General features: G+C 65.8%; 14 protein-coding genes. 9 read left to right on the forward strand and 5 right to left on the reverse strand.

Features of this window, described 5'->3' with window-relative positions; all coding sequences use genetic code 11:
* Positions 1-132 precede the first annotated feature (132 nt).
* Entirely contained in the window at positions 133-1,695 is a 1,563-nt protein-coding gene (locus P12x_RS02945; protein WP_435009337.1) for an ArnT family glycosyltransferase, read from the reverse strand.
* Positions 1,696-2,002: 307 nt separating this feature from the next.
* Between P12x_RS02945 and P12x_RS02950 the strand changes: the two genes are divergently transcribed.
* Complete coding sequence (locus P12x_RS02950) at positions 2,003-2,650, forward strand: protein-tyrosine phosphatase family protein (protein ID WP_435009338.1); 648 nt, start codon at positions 2,003-2,005, stop codon at positions 2,648-2,650.
* 80 nt (positions 2,651-2,730) lie between these two features.
* Positions 2,731-3,291 (forward strand): N-acetyltransferase, encoded by a 561-nt coding sequence (locus P12x_RS02955; RefSeq protein WP_435009339.1) that lies wholly within the window; start codon positions 2,731-2,733, stop codon positions 3,289-3,291.
* A 114-nt stretch (positions 3,292-3,405) separates the two neighbouring features.
* Here the strand turns inward: P12x_RS02955 and P12x_RS02960 are convergent, their stop codons facing one another.
* The 3 genes from P12x_RS02960 to P12x_RS02970 all read right to left on the reverse strand — a co-directional run bounded on the left by P12x_RS02960 (position 3,406) and on the right by P12x_RS02970 (position 4,923).
* Complete coding sequence (locus P12x_RS02960) at positions 3,406-3,612, reverse strand: hypothetical protein (RefSeq protein WP_435009340.1); 207 nt, start codon at positions 3,610-3,612, stop codon at positions 3,406-3,408.
* Between the two features lie 118 nt (positions 3,613-3,730).
* Positions 3,731-4,483, reverse strand: a complete 753-nt coding sequence (locus P12x_RS02965; protein WP_435009341.1) for a sigma-70 family RNA polymerase sigma factor — start codon at positions 4,481-4,483, stop codon at positions 3,731-3,733.
* A gap of 77 nt (positions 4,484-4,560) precedes the next feature.
* A complete protein-coding gene (locus P12x_RS02970) occupies positions 4,561-4,923 on the reverse strand; it encodes a hypothetical protein (protein ID WP_435009342.1) in 363 nt (120 codons plus the stop codon).
* A 185-nt stretch (positions 4,924-5,108) separates the two neighbouring features.
* On the opposite strand from P12x_RS02970, the gene P12x_RS02975 reads away from it, so the two are divergent.
* From P12x_RS02975 to P12x_RS02995, 5 genes are all read left to right on the forward strand, one after another.
* Positions 5,109-6,356: an A/G-specific adenine glycosylase gene (locus tag P12x_RS02975; protein WP_435009343.1), complete on the forward strand. Its 1,248-nt coding sequence runs from the start codon at positions 5,109-5,111 to the stop codon at positions 6,354-6,356.
* Positions 6,357-6,662: 306 nt separating this feature from the next.
* Positions 6,663-8,033, forward strand: coding sequence for an ATP-dependent Clp protease ATP-binding subunit ClpX (gene clpX / locus P12x_RS02980; RefSeq protein ID WP_435009344.1), 1,371 nt, complete (start codon positions 6,663-6,665; stop codon positions 8,031-8,033).
* 17 nt (positions 8,034-8,050) lie between these two features.
* Positions 8,051-10,852: an excinuclease ABC subunit UvrA gene (gene uvrA / locus P12x_RS02985; protein WP_435009345.1), complete on the forward strand. Its 2,802-nt coding sequence runs from the start codon at positions 8,051-8,053 to the stop codon at positions 10,850-10,852.
* A gap of 39 nt (positions 10,853-10,891) precedes the next feature.
* On the forward strand, positions 10,892-11,203 hold the full coding sequence (locus tag P12x_RS02990; protein WP_435009346.1) for a nucleotidyltransferase family protein: 312 nt from the start codon (positions 10,892-10,894) through the stop codon (positions 11,201-11,203).
* A complete protein-coding gene (locus P12x_RS02995; RefSeq protein WP_435009347.1) occupies positions 11,187-11,555 on the forward strand; it encodes a HepT-like ribonuclease domain-containing protein in 369 nt (122 codons plus the stop codon). The genes P12x_RS02990 and P12x_RS02995 overlap by 17 nt, the downstream gene beginning before the upstream one ends.
* A gap of 133 nt (positions 11,556-11,688) precedes the next feature.
* Here P12x_RS02995 and P12x_RS03000 read toward each other — a convergent pair whose 3' ends face one another.
* Positions 11,689-12,930 carry a leucine-rich repeat domain-containing protein gene (locus P12x_RS03000; protein ID WP_435009348.1) on the reverse strand — a complete coding sequence of 414 codons (1,242 nt, stop codon included), beginning with the start codon at positions 12,928-12,930 and terminating at the stop codon, positions 11,689-11,691.
* Between the two features lie 165 nt (positions 12,931-13,095).
* On the opposite strand from P12x_RS03000, the gene P12x_RS03005 reads away from it, so the two are divergent.
* Complete coding sequence (locus tag P12x_RS03005; protein WP_435009349.1) at positions 13,096-14,316, forward strand: pyridoxal-phosphate-dependent aminotransferase family protein; 1,221 nt, start codon at positions 13,096-13,098, stop codon at positions 14,314-14,316.
* A gap of 112 nt (positions 14,317-14,428) precedes the next feature.
* Positions 14,429-14,863, forward strand: coding sequence for a hypothetical protein (locus P12x_RS03010; protein WP_435009350.1), 435 nt, complete (start codon positions 14,429-14,431; stop codon positions 14,861-14,863).
* Positions 14,864-14,967: the final 104 nt, after the last annotated feature.

Raw genomic sequence — 14,967 nt, forward strand, 5'->3', positions numbered from 1 at the left:
TTCGCCGGGCGACTCGTCGGGCCGGTCGCCGACCCTGAGCCCTTCCCGGATCATTGTAACCAATCCGGGAAAGGGGGGCGGTCCTCGGTCGGCAGTCTTGTACGAGCGACGGGCCGACCGGTGACTCCCCGGTCAATGGAGGATCGAGTCATCATCGGGCCGGTCGAGGGCGACTCGGGCCCTGGACGGGTCGGGCTCGCCCGGCAGGAACGGGAACGCCACGAGCTGCCGAGTGCATCGGAACAGGCGGACCTTGCGGATCGGGCCGCCTGCGCGTGCGATCTCGAAGCTCCCGGCCGGCTCGATCCTCTCGAAAAACCGCTCGTAGCAGGCGGGTTCGTAGGCGATCTCGCTGAAGGAGACGAGGATCCCGTCGTGGCCCACCCAGTCCTCGGGCCGGCTCCAGAAGGCGAAACTCCGGGCATCCTTATGGTTATAGCAGAGGACCGGGACGCCGCTGGCCCGGGTCGCAAAGGCCAGCTGGCCGCTACTGATCCAGTTCCGGGTGAACAGGAATGAGCCCGGATCATCCAGCATCCCGCGCCGATCCAACTCGGCGGCGACCTGGTCCCAGCCGTACATGTCGACCGTCGGGTCGACCTTGGCGGTCAGCCCGGCCTTCTGGAGCATCCCCGTCCTGTACTCGGCGACCATGAAAACGGCGATCAAGAGCGGCACGGCCCCGGCGATAGCCAGTCGCCGCCCCATCTTCGAGGGGTCGAGCCGGTATCGAGCCTCCCAGGCGCGACCCAGGAGCGGGAAGAGGGACAGGTAGCCGACCAGGGTCCAGTGCGGGAGGACCGGCCGGAGGCAAGCGACCGCGGTGAATGCGGCCAGCGGAGCCACCGACTGGCAGATCAGGAACCGCTCGGCGGGGGACGCATCCCGGCGGAACCGCGCCAGGTAACGGGCGAGCAGGACCACCAGGCTCAGCCAGATCCAGGGGAACAGGTAAGCCGCCTGCCCCCCGATCGCCGAGACCAGCGTGTCGAGCCGGAGCTGATTCCTGGCCATCGCCCGCTCCCCCTGGAACGCGAACGAGGCCCACTCGTGCGTGGCGTTCCAGGCGATCACCGGCGAGAAGGCCGCCAGGCCGATCGCCATGGCCAGATACGGGCCGGGCTTCCGGAGGACTCGCCGGGCCGAGGGCTCGGCCAGGATGTACAGGAAGGCGCCGGTGGGCAGGAAGACCGCGTGGTATTTGCTGAGCATCGCCCCGCCCCAGGCCAGGCCGATGGCGGCCCAGTTCCGCAACCGGTCGGGCTCCTCGAACGCGATCGCCAGCCGATCCAGGGTCAAGAGCCAGAAGAACAGGAGCGGCCCGTCCGGCAGGGCGAATGTGCTCGCTGCCGCCGTGTGATAGGCCGACACATTCAGGGCGATCGCGGCGCAGACGCCCGCCCAGGGGCCGAACAGCCGCGAGGTCAGCCGGGCCATCAGCCAGGTAGAGCCGGCGAAGAGCCCGACGAAGCCCAGCCGGAGCGCGAACGTCGATGGATACCCGCCCGTCACCAGCAGGCCCAAGGACTCGACCACCGCCAGCATCGGAGGATGGTCGAAGTAGCTCCAGTCGCGGTGGACCGTGAACAGGTAGTGATACGCCTCGTCGGTTCCCGGTCCCAGGCTCGCGGCCCACGCCAGGCGAATCAGGCCGGTGGCGACGATCAATCCCCAGAGCGTTCGGCGCGGCGTCATCGTCCATGACCTCGTGAGGGCCGACATCCACCCCTCGGGCCGATGGTTCGAGTCGATCCATCGGCGGGGGGATCGCCGGAGAGTCGCGGCATCTTACCGATTCTCTCGGCCTTGGCGACGCCAAAGTGCCACTCTTCTGCCCCCTTCCCTGGACCCGAAGCCCCCAATCGACCGATTTTAACCGGTGTGATGGCCTCGAAGGCAACCGGCCTTGCCCCCGACCCGGACGATCGCTACGATCCGGCCCGCTCGCCGGTCGCCGTCGACCCGTCTTTCCGACCCGGCCCCGGAATGGAGTCCCGACACGATGAACGTTCGCCGCAAATGGATCCGCAGGCTCCTCCTGGTCGGACTGGCCGTGTTCGCAACGGAGCAGACCTGGAGGCATGGCCACGATTACATCTTCGCCGACCGGTTGGCCCAGGTCGAGCCGGGGCGGATCTACCGAGGGGCCTGGCAGAAGCCCTGGCCGATGCGCCGACTGGTCCGCGACTACCACATCAAGACCGTGGTCGCCCTGGCCCACCCCCCCGAACACGACCTGCCGATCCAGGAGAAAGCCCTGGCCGGCGAGCTGGGGATCCGCTGGCTCCACGTCCCGATCGTCGACATCCGAGGGACCAACGACCGTGATGCGATCTCCGATCAACTCGAGATCGCCGCGGCCGCGGTCGCCGATCCAAAGAACCAGCCGGTCTATTTCCACTGCCATCACGGGATCAACAGGGCCTCGATGGTCCAGATGGCCTACCGGATGCTCTATTGCGGCTGGTCCCTGGAACAGGCCAGCGACGAGATCGACCGCGATTTCGGGCTGGTCGAGGTCTCGCGAGGGCCGGACTACCGCCACATGGAAAACTTTTATCGAGAACGCGTCCTGCCTCGAAGGCTGGTCGACGAATCGAAGGTCGCGCCGGCGACGGCCCGCACGAACCAACCTTCCCTGGTGAAGTGAAGAACCGGGCTTGATTCGGCAGGGTTGACCCCTAGAATGATTTTCCGACCAAGATCCCGAGCCATCCGGAAGTCCCGGTGGTGAGCCGGGGTCCAGGCAAGAACGCCCGGTCATCCCGGGGTTTGGGGGTCCCTCGATTGAACATCCGCCCCGCTCGGGTTGGTGACGTGCCTTCTATCCAGGATCTGATCCGCACGTTCGCCGACAAGAAGCTGATGATCCGGAGGTCGCCGGGCGAACTTTACGAGTCGATCCGAGAATTTTTCGTCGCGGTCGACGACGGTGGCCGGGTTATCGGGTGTGCCGCCCTCCATGTTTTCTGGGAAGACCTTGCCGAGCTGAAATGCCTGGCCGTCGCCCAGGAGGCGCAGGGCCTTGGGGTGGGCCGTCGGTTGGTCGAGGCGTGCTGGAAATCGGCCGCCGAGCTGGAGATCAAGACGGTCTTCACCCTGACCTACGTGGCTGACTTCTTCGAGCGTTGTGGATTTCGAACGATCGACAAGGCGGAACTCCCGCACAAGATCTGGAACGAATGCGTGCGATGCCCGCTGTTCCCCAACTGTACCGAGATCGCCCTGACCCGAGAGACCGAGGCATCCGTGCCCTCGGCCAATGGGATCCCGGCGATGGCGGTCGTCTGAGGACGCTCCGGTGGGCATCTCGGATGCCCGATTGCGGAGCCTGACGCTCGTCGGACCTTGCAAGTCAGCGGTCTCGTCATTCTGGGCTTGAGATCCGCAATCTCCCGCCCGCCGTCAGGCCGAGACGGCGGGCGTGACCGGATCGACTCGCCGGTGCCGCTCGGGGCGTTCGATCTCGAAATGGCGGTCGTCATCTTCGAATGCCAGATTGAGGTGCCCGGGCTGGCCCGGCTCGATCCGGCAGACCCGGATCCGGAGGATGTCGCCAGATCGGTGCGTGATCTCGACCCACTGCCCCTCTTTACGCTTCAAGACAAGCATGATCGGTTCCTTAATGGTTGACAAAAGTTCCTGACTCGCGGAGACGGATGATCGAGTGGCGGTCGACAACGGGGCGCGACGGCTCTCGGGCCGCGCGATGGGTCGCCCCAGGGGGCGTTCAGGCCTCGATCGGCTGGAGGTCGAGGGCCTGATTCCGCTTGCGGCTGGCCCTCCGACGTCGCCAGGTCAGCCGGTTGGCCTTTCCCAGGGCGTCATAGGGGTCGGAAAGCAGTTCCAGGGCCTTCTTGTGCAGCCGGGTGACCTCGGACTGCGAGCATTGGAGATCCTCGGCGATCTCGGCCTGGGTCTTGCCATAGAGATAGTAAAGCCGGCAGACCTCGGCGTGCTTCTTGGGGAGCTTGCGGAGCCAATGCTCGACCGAGTCGGCGTCGTCGATCTCGGATCCGACGGCCGGCGGCTCGAAGGCCACCAGGACCTTGCCATGCTCCTCGTTGACTGGGGTCAGCGTGACGACATTGGGGGCGTTCTCGCGGTCGGTCTCCCAGCCCGAGAGTCCCATCGCCCGGCCGACGTCGACCAGAGCGCCTCGGATCCGGAAGCGGGCGAAGGTCGCAAATCGGATGTTCCGCGACGGGTCATAAGAACGAGCGGCCTCGACGAGGGCCATGCAAGCGGCCGACTCGAATTCGTCCTTCCAGTGCTGGAACATCGCCTTGAGCGGCTTGGCGAGCTTCCGGGCCAGGGGGAGGAATTGCTCGGCCAGGGCACGCTGTTCCTCGGTCAGGGGCCTCGGGGCCTCCCGGACCTTGCATGGCCGGGAGGGTACGCCCCGGGCGGGGCCTCGCCCCGGCCCGGACTTCCAGCGGTTCGACGAATTGGCCACGGGCGCAGATGGCTTCAACAGGTCCATGAGTGTACTCCCGGATTCGGAATCGAGCCAGTGGGTCAAGATACGGTCGATGCGTCCTGCGATCGCAGACGTCGCGATCAGACGCCCGAGCCGCCCTCGCCCAGGAGCTGGAGGGCCTCGATCCGGTTGGCCCGGAGCTGGGCCAGGATCCGGGAATGTCGGGACCGGCATCGGTCGAGATGGGCCTCGCCGAATCGGCTGTTGCTGCCGGGGGAGTCGAGATTCGACCGGGCGTCGGTGATCCGGGTCCGGCTCGCGGAGAGCTCGTCCATCAGCCGATCGTTGGATAACATCAATTGAGCCAGGCGTTCCAGAGGGTTCGAGGCGATCGGCGGGACCGCCTTCTTCGGTTCTTGGTGGGCCAAGGTGGGGACCATGGGAGCGGGAGCATTCTCGAAGGGGGAGAGGTAAGCGACGGCAACGGGGGTGGGGCAAGTCATGGGAGCGATCCTCCGGTCATGGAGTTTTGCGGCAATCATCGCCGCAGGGGTTCGGCCAACTTTGGCCATCACCTCTTCTGCACGTCATCAGTTTATTAAGCTCAACCGAGAGGTTAATTCCCTGATCCGCAAATATTCCCGAAAACGAAAACATGGCCCGACCATCACCTCCAGAGGACGTTTCATTGGGTAGGAAACCGAAAAAAAAGGGCGACCAGGCCGGGGATGCCCTCCCTGATATTCGGTATAATCCCGTTTGCGGTAACGTTGTCCCGGATGCTGATCCCGAGTGGATCGGTCGAGTTCGCCGGAACCTGGTCGCGTGGTATGAGGGGGCACACCGGCCACTCCCCTGGCGTGAGGACCGAGACCCCTATCGGATCCTGGTCTCGGAAATGATGCTGGTCCAGACGACCGTGGCGGCCGTCATCCCCTACTTTGGCCGATTCTTGGACCGGTTCCCGACCGTCGAGGCGTTGGCCGATGCCGACGAGGCCGACGTCCTCAAGTCCTGGGAGGGCTTGGGTTACTATCGAAGGGCTCGCCAGCTCCACACGGCCGCTCGGGTGATTGTCGGGATGCATGGTGGCGTTTTTCCCGATGATCCCCAGGCCATTCTCGCCCTGCCCGGAGTCGGCCGATACATCGCGGGAGCGCTCCTCTCGTTCGCCTTCGATCGCCCCGCGCCGATCGTGGAGGCCAACACTCAGCGCGTCCTGGCTCGATGGCTCGCCTGGGATGAGGATCTGAAGACGACCCGGTCGCAGGCCCGACTCTGGGAGGCCGCCGGCCGGCTCGTCCCCGAATCCGGGGCCGGGATCTTCAACCAGGCCTTCATGGAACTCGGGGCCCTGGTCTGCTTGCCGAAGGCCCCACTTTGCCTGACCTGCCCCATTTCAGAGGATTGTTTGTCCCGAAAACTAGGTGTCCAGGATCAGATCCCTCGCGCCATCCCCAAGGTGCCGCCCAAGGAAGTGGCCGAGACCGGCATCCTGGTTTGCCGGGAGGGTCGTTACTTGATCGTTAAGCGAGGGGCGGGGAGGCTCTGGGAGGGGTTCTGGGAATTTCCGACGCTCCACGTCGCGGGTCCCGACCCGGCCGGGCGGTCGTCGGGCGAGCCGCTGGACCTGGCCGAGGGGGTCTCTCGACTGACGGGTGTCCGCGTCTCGGTCGGCCCGGTCTCGAAGACGATCCGGTTTGGCGTCACCACGCACAAGGTCACGCTCGAGGTCCGACACGCGTCGTGGCTGGGAGGGAAGCCGGTCCCCGGCCCGGGCCTGGTGGACGTGGCCTGGGAACCAATCGAGGCCCTGGGACGTCTGACCATGAGCTCCCCTTCGCGACGGATTATCGACTGGCTCTCCCGAGGCGGCATGGTTCCCGAGTCGGAGTCTGGCCGATCGGAGGGAGACTTCCTCTTCCCCGCGTCCTAGGGTTCTGGTCTCGGCGTGGCTGGTCGCCTTGCGTGGGGGCGAAACGTACTTTAGAATGAGTCAGTTGGCGAATGACGAGGAGGGTCTGACGACCATCCCCCAGGGACGATCGGGACATTCCACCAACATTCCCGGTCCGGTCCGGGACCAAGGCGATGGACGGCCCGTCATTCTCCTTCATCAACCTTTCGAATGTGGCGGCGAGGCGAGCTCCGGCCCGTCCTTGCTCGCCGTTATGCTCCGACTCGACCCGATGCTGTCTGCACGGCCGGGTTCCCCCGTTTCCGAGGGACGAAAGGACTAGGCATGCCATCGGGTAAGGACATCACGGGCGGCGGATCGGGCGGTGGTGGGAAGCGTGGGGGAGGTGGGGGAGGGAGTCCGCCCACGGGGACGGCCAGCAATACCAAGAAGAACGCCTACTGCTCCTTCTGTCGGAAGAGCTATCGCGACGTCGGCCCGCTGGTCGAAGGGCCCGGCGACGTCTATATTTGCGGCGAATGCATCGAACTCTGCCAGTCGATCCTCGACCAGGAGCGGCGGCGGCGGGGCGTTCCCAAGACCCTCTTCACCGACATCCCAACCCCTCGCGAGATCAAGGAACAGCTCGACGCTTACGTGATCGATCAGGACCGGGCCAAGAAGGTCCTCTCGGTCGCCGTCCACAATCATTACAAGCGGCTGGTCCACGCCGAGGAAAACGACACCGAGATCGAGCTCGACAAGTCGAACATCCTCCTGATCGGCCCCACCGGCTGCGGCAAGACCCTGCTGGCCCGGACCCTGGCCCGGATCCTCAACGTCCCCTTCGCGATCGGCGACGCGACCACCCTGACCGAGGCGGGTTACGTCGGGGAGGATGTCGAGAATATCCTCCTCAAACTCCTGCACGCGGCGGACTTCGACCTGGAGAGCGCCCAGCGTGGGATCATCTACATCGACGAGATCGACAAGATCGGCAAGACGAATCACAACGTCTCGATCACCCGAGACGTCTCGGGCGAAGGGGTCCAGCAGGCCCTCTTGAAGATGCTCGAAGGGACCATCGCCAACGTACCGCCCCAGGGGGGCCGCAAGCACCCCGAGCAGCAGTACATCCAGATGGACACGACGAACATCCTGTTCATCTGCGGAGGGACGTTCGTCGGCCTCGACAACCTGATCGCCCGGCGAGTCGGGCGGAAGACGATCGGCTTCGGGAGCCAGACCGAGGCCGAGCACAACGGCGAACTGGGCGATCTTCTCGATCGGGTCACGTCCGACGACATCCTCGAATACGGGATGATCCCCGAGTTCGTGGGTCGGTTGCCGATCACCTGCCCTCTGATGCCGCTCGACGTCGATGCCCTGGTCCAGATCATGACCGAGCCGAAGAACGCGCTCGTCAAGCAGTACAAGCGGTTCTTCGAGATGGAGCAGGCCGACCTCGAGTTCACGCCCGAGGCCTTGATCGAGATCGCCAAGAGAGCCAAGGCGAAGGACACCGGGGCTCGTGGCCTCCGCTCGATCGTCGAGGAGATCATGCTCGAAGTGATGTACGAGCTGCCCGATAAGGCCGCCAAGGATAAGGGTAAGTACATCATCACGCCCGAGGTCGTCCGCAAGGAGAAGAAACTCTTCGACACCCCGCCGATCCCGATCCCGTCGGCCAAGGAACGGAAGAAGGAGAGCGCCTGATCGGGGCCGCCGGCTCGATGCACTCCGACGAGCGGAAGATCTTCCTCCGGGGGGTCCGGGTTCATAACCTGAAGGGGGTCGACCTCGACCTCCCGCTCCACCGGCTGGTCGCCTTCTCGGGCGTCTCCGGTTCGGGCAAGAGTTCGCTGGCCTTCGACACGCTCTATGCCGAAGGCCAGCGGCGCTACGTCGAGACCTTCTCGGCCTACACCCGGCAATTCCTGGAACGGCTCGACAAGCCCGACGCCGACCGGATCGACGGTATCCCCCCGGCGATCGCGGTCGCCCAGCGGTCTGGGGGGCGTCGGTCGAGCCGGAGCACCGTGGGATCGATCGCCGAGATCCAGGACCACCTGGCCCTCCTCTATGCCCGGGTCGGTCGAGTGACCTGCGCGAACTGCGGCCAGGTCGTCGAGCCCGCCGACCCCTCGGCGGTCGTCCGGGCGATCGAGGGGCTGACCGAAGGAACTCGCTACCTCATCGGATTCCCGCTCGACCTTCGCCCCGACTCCGACCGGGCTGCCCTGGCCGACGCCCTCCGAGCCGAGGGGTTCACCCGGGTCCGGACCGGTGGAGAGCTGGTCCGTCTCGAATCGGGGCCGCTTCCCGAGACGACGGGGTCGACGATCGACGTGATCGTCGACCGTCTGACCCGGGGGGCCGAGGGGACCGGACGTCGCCTTGACTCGATCGAGACCGCCTTCGCCAAGGGGCTCGGCCGATGCCGGGTGATCGTCGAGGGTGACGGGAAGGAAACGACCTTCTCCCGAAAACGGCAATGTCCCGGATGCGGGACGTTGCGCGCCGATCCTGATCCTCGCCTATTCAGGCCCAACAGCCCACTCGGGGCCTGCCCGACCTGCGAAGGGTTGGGCGTGGTCATCGACCTCGACCCGGCTCGGATCGTCCCGGACCCTTCGAAGACCCTCCGCGAGGGGGCCATCGCCCCGTGGACCACGCCAAGCTACGAGTCGAACCGAAACGACCTGATCCAGGCCGCTCCCCGGATGGGCTTGCCGCTCGACGCCCCATTCTCGGATCTCACTCCGGATCAGGTGGAGTTGATTTACGCGGGGGCCGCGAAATTCGGCTTCCAGGGGATTCGTCGGTTTTTCCGAAGGCTGGAGTCGAAGGCGTACAAGATGCACGTCCGGGTCTTCCTCAGCCGATGGCGGGGGGCTCACCCCTGTCCCGACTGTCGAGGGGCCCGGCTCCGGCCCGAGGCCCTGTCGGTCCTGGTGGATGGGGTCGATATCGCGAGCCTCTCGAAGCGGACGATCCGGGACGCTCGCGCGTTCCTGGCCGGGGTCTCGACGAGCGAGGCCGGGAATCCGGTGGCGCTCCGGGTCCTGGATCAGGTTCGGGGTCGGCTCGACGCGCTCGACCGGATCGGGCTGGACTACCTGACCCTGGACCGGCCGGCCCGGACTCTTTCCGGCGGCGAGGCCCGTCGGCTGGCCCTGGCCTCGGCCCTGGGTTCGGGGCTGGTCAACACGCTCTACGTCCTCGACGAGCCCTCGGTCGGCCTCCACCCGCGCGACGTGGGCCGCCTGATCGCCACGATGGCCGGGCTCCGCGACGCGGGGAACTCGGTGGTCGTCGTCGAGCACGACGAGGCGATCCTCCGGGCCGCCGACTGGCTGGTCGACATCGGGCCGGGGGCGGGCGAGTCGGGGGGGCGCGTCCTTTATGAAGGACCGCCCGAGGGCGTCGCCAACGTCTCCGAATCGGCCACCGGGGCGTTCCTCTCGGGGCGGAGTCGGCTCGCGGTTCCCGAGAAGCGCCGGGTTCCCAGGGGGCAGATCCTCCTCCGGGGGGCGACCGGCAACAATTTGCAAGACATCGACGTCTCGTTTCCCATCGGGGTCCTCTGCGTGGTCACGGGCGTCTCGGGCTCGGGCAAGAGTACGCTGGTCGACGAGACCCTGCACCCCGCCTTGATGAAGGCAATCCGCCACGAGCCGCTTCCGGGGCTCCCTTTCCGGGACGTCTCGGGCATCGAGGGGCTGGCCGACGTGGTGATGGTGGATCAGTCGCCGATCGGCCGGACCTCGCGGTCGAACCCGGTGACGTACCTCAAGGCGTTCGACGAGATCCGCCAGACCTTCGCCGCGACCCACGAGGCGAAGACGCGGAACTTCGGCCCGAGTAAGTTCAGCTTCAACGTCGAAGGGGGGCGCTGCAACGTCTGCGAGGGGTCCGGCGATTTGACCATCGACATGCAATTTTTGGCCGATGTCCGGATGCGATGCCCGGAGTGCCGGGGGACCCGCTATCGCCCCGAGGTCCTTGAGGTCCGCTACGGCGGCAAGACGATCGCCGAGGTCCTCGACCTGACCGTCCGCGAGGCGTTCGGCTTCTTCCGGAACAAGCCCAAGGTCCAGGCCCGGCTCCGCCCCTTGATGGACGTGGGGTTGGAATACCTCCGACTGGGCCAGCCCGCCACCACGCTCTCGGGAGGCGAGGCGCAGAGGCTCAAGCTCGCCGGCTTCCTCGCCTCGTCCCCCGCCGCGATGACCCGGGCCGCGAAGGGGCCGAAGACCCTCTTCCTCCTGGACGAGCCGACCACCGGGCTCCACCCGCAGGACGTGGCCAAGCTCCTGGAGACCCTGAACCGCCTGCTCGACCTGGGGCACTCCCTGATCCTGGTGGAGCACGGCCCCGACGTCCTCAGGGCCGCCGACTGGATCATCGACATGGGCCCCGAGGCCGGGGACCAGGGGGGCCGGATCGTCGCCGAGGGGACACCCGAGGAGGTCGCGAAGATCGACACCCACACCGGCCGGGCGCTGGCGGGGTTGCTCGCCGATCGGATATAAACGGATGGGATGATCGGACCTCAATCCGGGTGAAGACCCATGAACGGCGTTTCGACGACATTGCCCATCCCGACCGACCGGATTGCCGAGTTTTGTGAGCGCAACCACATCGCGAAGCTGAGCCTCTTCGGCTCCGCGATCCGCGACGATTTCAGGCCCGAGAGCGATGTCGACGTGCTGGTCGAATTCGAGCCCGGGCAGGTGCCCGGCCTGGGATTCTTCGGGATGCAGGAGGAATTGTCGGAGATCTTCGGCCGAAGGGTCGATCTGAACACGCCCGCCTGGCTGAGCCAGTATTTCCGGGTCCAGGTCCAGTCCGAGGCGCTCCCGCTTTATGTCCAGGCACGATGACCTGACTTACCTGAAACACATGCGGGATTATGCGGCCGAAGCCGTATCCTTCACCCGCGATCGGAGGCGGGCCGACCTCGACACCGATCGGATGCTGATGCTGGCCGTCTGTCGACTCCTGGAAATGATGGGGGAATCGGCCTGCCAACTCCCGGCGAGTTTCCGCGAGCGGGAGACTGAGATCCCCTGGAAACAAATCATCGGCGTACGTCATCGCCTGGTCCATGCCTACGATCAGGTTGACCTGGATATCATCTGGAACATCGCGATTGGTGATTTGCCACCCTTGATCGCGGCACTCGATCGCGTGCTGTCGGAGATGGGGAAACGTCTACCCGGAACGATCGAATAGTTCAGTTCAGGGTCCCGGGAATGCCGGTGAGGCTGGTCCCGGGGATGCTCCAAGGGACCTGCTGGGATTGCGATCGGCCTGGCTGCCTATCGTCGGCCACTGAGCTTTCGGACCTGGTCCAGGCGTCACCGACTCAGCGGATCACTCGCATCTTGGGATTGGACTTCCTGAAGGCCGCCGTTCCCTCGGCGGTGACTCCCGTCCCCACGACCGTGACCTGCTGGCAGTTCGCCAGCCCGGTGAGATGGGCCAGTCCGGCGTCGGTCACCTTCGTCTCGTCGAGGAACAGCATGTCGAGTTTCTTGAGGCCAGCCAGATGGACCAGCCCTGCATCGGTGATTGCCGTGCGTTGAAGATTGAGATTGAAGAGGTTTGAGAGCCCGGCAATGGGTGCCAATCCCGCATCGGTGATCCGCGTGCCGTCAATATGGAGATCCTTCAGCGAGGAGAGTTTTCGAACGTGAACCAGGCCCGCATCACCGATCGGGGTATTGCTGAGGTGAAGATTGGCCAGTTTTCTGAAGTTCACCACCGGGGCTAGGCCCTCGTCGGTGATCGGCGAGTCCCTGAGGGTCAGAATCGCCAGTCCTTCCAGGCCCGATAATGGAGCGAGGCTATCCACTCGGGAACCGCCGAGATTGAGGATTGCGAGCCGACTCATCCCCCGGAGCCGAGCCAGCCCCGAGGTTGTGACCGGGCATCTGAGCAATTGAAGCCATCGGAGGTCGAGGTGTTCCAGGTGGGCCAATGCGGCATCGCTCACGGAGCCACTCTCGATATGCAGTTTCTCGAGGTGGGTGAGTTTCGAGAGGAAGGCCAGGTCGGCATCGGAGACCGGGCAACCTATGAGGTTCAACTCTCGAAGTTCCTTCAAGCCCCCAAGGCTCGCCAGGCCAGGCCCCTTGATCTCACAGAAACTGAGGTCCAGATTGTGGAGTTGGGAGAGCCCTCGGAGGTGGACGAGCCCGGCGTCGGTGACCGACCGGCATCCATTGAGCTGGAGGCTCTTCAGATGATCGAGGCGACCCACCTCGGCCATCAGGGCGTCGGTCGCCTTGTCGCCCTGACCTCCGATGAGCTGGACCTCGACGACATCGGCCAGATATTCGACCCCGACAGCATCGATCAACCACTTGGGCCAGGGTTGAGGGGGCATCGCGGGCGGGTTGGTGTTGAGATCCATCCACTCCCAGTCGTACTGGACGCGGCCCCCCGCCGCCTCGATCGCCTCGACGGCCTGGCGTTGGACCCGGGCTCGATAGGCGATCCACCCCAGTCCTCCGCCGATCACGAGGACCAGGACGATCAGCGCCCGGACGCTCAATCGTAGGGGGATCCTCCGCCACCAGGGCTTTCGAGGAGTCGACTGTTCCACCGTCGAATACCTCCTTGTCGATCGATTTCGTGAGGTGATGTTAGCTTGTCTCATGCCCCCGGTCCACCGACAACCGACCGGGGGCCATTGATCGCCCCGGCGGAATCTCCTACCCTGAGTCCTGAGTCCCCCGAGTCCCCCGAGTCGTGCCCAGGAGAGCCGCCGATGGCCGCCAATGCCCCCTTGCCGATCGACGCACCCGCGCCGCTGAGCCCCTCGACTCGCGTCCTCCTGGGGCCTGGCCCGAGCGACGTCCATCCTCGGGTCCTGGCCGCGCTGGGGATGCCGCTCCTGGGGCACCTGGACCCCGAGTTCGTTGCGTTGATGGACGAGACCCAGGGCCTGCTCCGGCACGTCTTCCGGACCGAGAACAAGCTGACGATGGCGGTCTCGGGCACGGGCTCGGCGGGGATGGAGGCGGTGGTCGTCAATCTGATCGAGCCGGGCGACAAGATGCTGGTCTGCGTCAACGGGGTCTTCGGCGCCCGGATGGTTGACGTGGCCGAGCGGGCCGGGGCGCAGGTCACGGCGATCGAGCGGCCTTATGGCGAGGTCTTCGACCCCGAGGAGGTCAAGGCGGCGATCCTCCGGGTCGGCCCCAAGTTGGTCGGGATCGTCCACGCCGAGACCTCCACCGGGGCCTGGCAGCCGGTCGAGGAGATCGCCGCGATCGCCCATGAGGCGGGGGCGATGATCGCCATCGACACCGTGACCTCGCTGGCGGGCGTGCCGGTCGAGATCGACGCCTGGGGGATCGACGCGGTCTATTCCGGCACCCAGAAGTGCCTGAGCTGTCCGCCGGGGCTGGCCCCGGTCTCCTTCAGCGCCCGGGCCGCCGAGGTCATCGCCAACCGGAAGACCAAGGTCCAGAGCTGGTATCTGGACATGCAGATGATCCAGCGCTACTGGGGGAGCGACCGCTTCTATCACCACACCGCGCCGATCAGCATGAACTACGCCCTCCGGGAGGCGCTGGCCCTGGTCGTGGAGGAGGGCCTGGAGGCCCGACACGCCCGTCACTTGAAGAACCACAAGGCCCTGAAGGCCGGGCTGAGCGCGATGGGGCTTTCCTACATCACCGCCGAGGGGCACCAGCTCCCGCAGCTCAACTGCGTCCGGATTCCCGAGGGGGTCGACGACATGGCCGTCCGGAAGCGGTTGCTGACCGGCTGGGGGATCGAGATCGGCGGCGGGCTCGGGCCGTTCAAGGGGCAGGCCTGGCGGATCGGCCTGATGGGTCACGGGTCGAGGCCCGCGAACGTCACCCTGGTCCTCGCCGCGCTGGAGACTTGCCTGCGCGACCTCGGCCATGCCGTGGAGCCGGGTGCGGCGCTGGCGGCGGCCTCGGAGGTTTATTCCGGGAACTCGCAGGCCGCCGCCCGTTGAGCAGGGCTATCGCCGGTCGATCGCGCGGCGGATCGGAGAGGGGCTTTACTCAATCCGCGAAATTTGATGAAGTCTTGATGACACAGCCCTCCCCCCGGGTTGAGCATCAACCATGATTCCGCCGCACGCGACCGACCTTTCCGAAGACACCAGGAATTTCTTCAACGGGCTCAAGCCCAGGCGTCGGGATCCGCCCTGGAAAGGTGAGCCGCTCGTCTCGCTGATCTGCGGCGGCATGGCCATCGTCCTCGGTGGCATCAACCTGGCCGCTTTCCTGGGCTACTCCGCGAGATCCCTGCCCAACCTGGTCCGTCGAGCAACGATCGTCCTCGACGATTCCTCAAATCGGGTGGTCCTGGGCTGGTGGTATGTGCCGGACGAAGGCTTCTGGACGTTGGTTGCGCCGGGGCTGCTGCTGGCGACCATCGGACTTTACCCCACTCGCCGAGGGGGTCGTCCGATCACCAGCGCGATCGGCTTCGTGGTGAATGTACTGGCCTTCGTGGCCGGGATGATCCTCGGCTTCACTGATTACCGAGTCTGGTGAGGGCCAGGAGTGCCCCAATATTCTCGACCGATCGGCGAAGTCTCTGCGGCTGGCCGGTCCACTTACGGGACAGGTTCGCTCCAGATCACACAGGGGGCTTTCGC

This window comes from Tundrisphaera lichenicola, assembly GCF_051175385.1.
Taxonomy (GTDB): domain Bacteria; phylum Planctomycetota; class Planctomycetia; order Isosphaerales; family Isosphaeraceae; genus Tundrisphaera; species Tundrisphaera lichenicola.

Coding starts and splice junctions, on each gene's coding strand:
- P12x_RS02945 (WP_435009337.1), bottom strand. CDS start 1,695: ATGACGCCGCGCCGAACGCTCTGGGGATTGATCGTCGCCACCGGCCTG.
- P12x_RS02950 (WP_435009338.1), top strand. CDS start 2,003: ATGAACGTTCGCCGCAAATGGATCCGCAGGCTCCTCCTGGTCGGACTG.
- P12x_RS02960 (WP_435009340.1), bottom strand. CDS start 3,612: ATGCTTGTCTTGAAGCGTAAAGAGGGGCAGTGGGTCGAGATCACGCAC.
- P12x_RS02965 (WP_435009341.1), bottom strand. CDS start 4,483: ATGGACCTGTTGAAGCCATCTGCGCCCGTGGCCAATTCGTCGAACCGC.
- P12x_RS02970 (WP_435009342.1), bottom strand. CDS start 4,923: ATGACTTGCCCCACCCCCGTTGCCGTCGCTTACCTCTCCCCCTTCGAG.
- clpX (WP_435009344.1), top strand. CDS start 6,663: ATGCCATCGGGTAAGGACATCACGGGCGGCGGATCGGGCGGTGGTGGG.
- uvrA (WP_435009345.1), top strand. CDS start 8,051: ATGCACTCCGACGAGCGGAAGATCTTCCTCCGGGGGGTCCGGGTTCAT.
- P12x_RS02990 (WP_435009346.1), top strand. CDS start 10,892: ATGAACGGCGTTTCGACGACATTGCCCATCCCGACCGACCGGATTGCC.
- P12x_RS02995 (WP_435009347.1), top strand. CDS start 11,187: ATGTCCAGGCACGATGACCTGACTTACCTGAAACACATGCGGGATTAT.
- P12x_RS03005 (WP_435009349.1), top strand. CDS start 13,096: ATGGCCGCCAATGCCCCCTTGCCGATCGACGCACCCGCGCCGCTGAGC.
- P12x_RS03010 (WP_435009350.1), top strand. CDS start 14,429: ATGATTCCGCCGCACGCGACCGACCTTTCCGAAGACACCAGGAATTTC.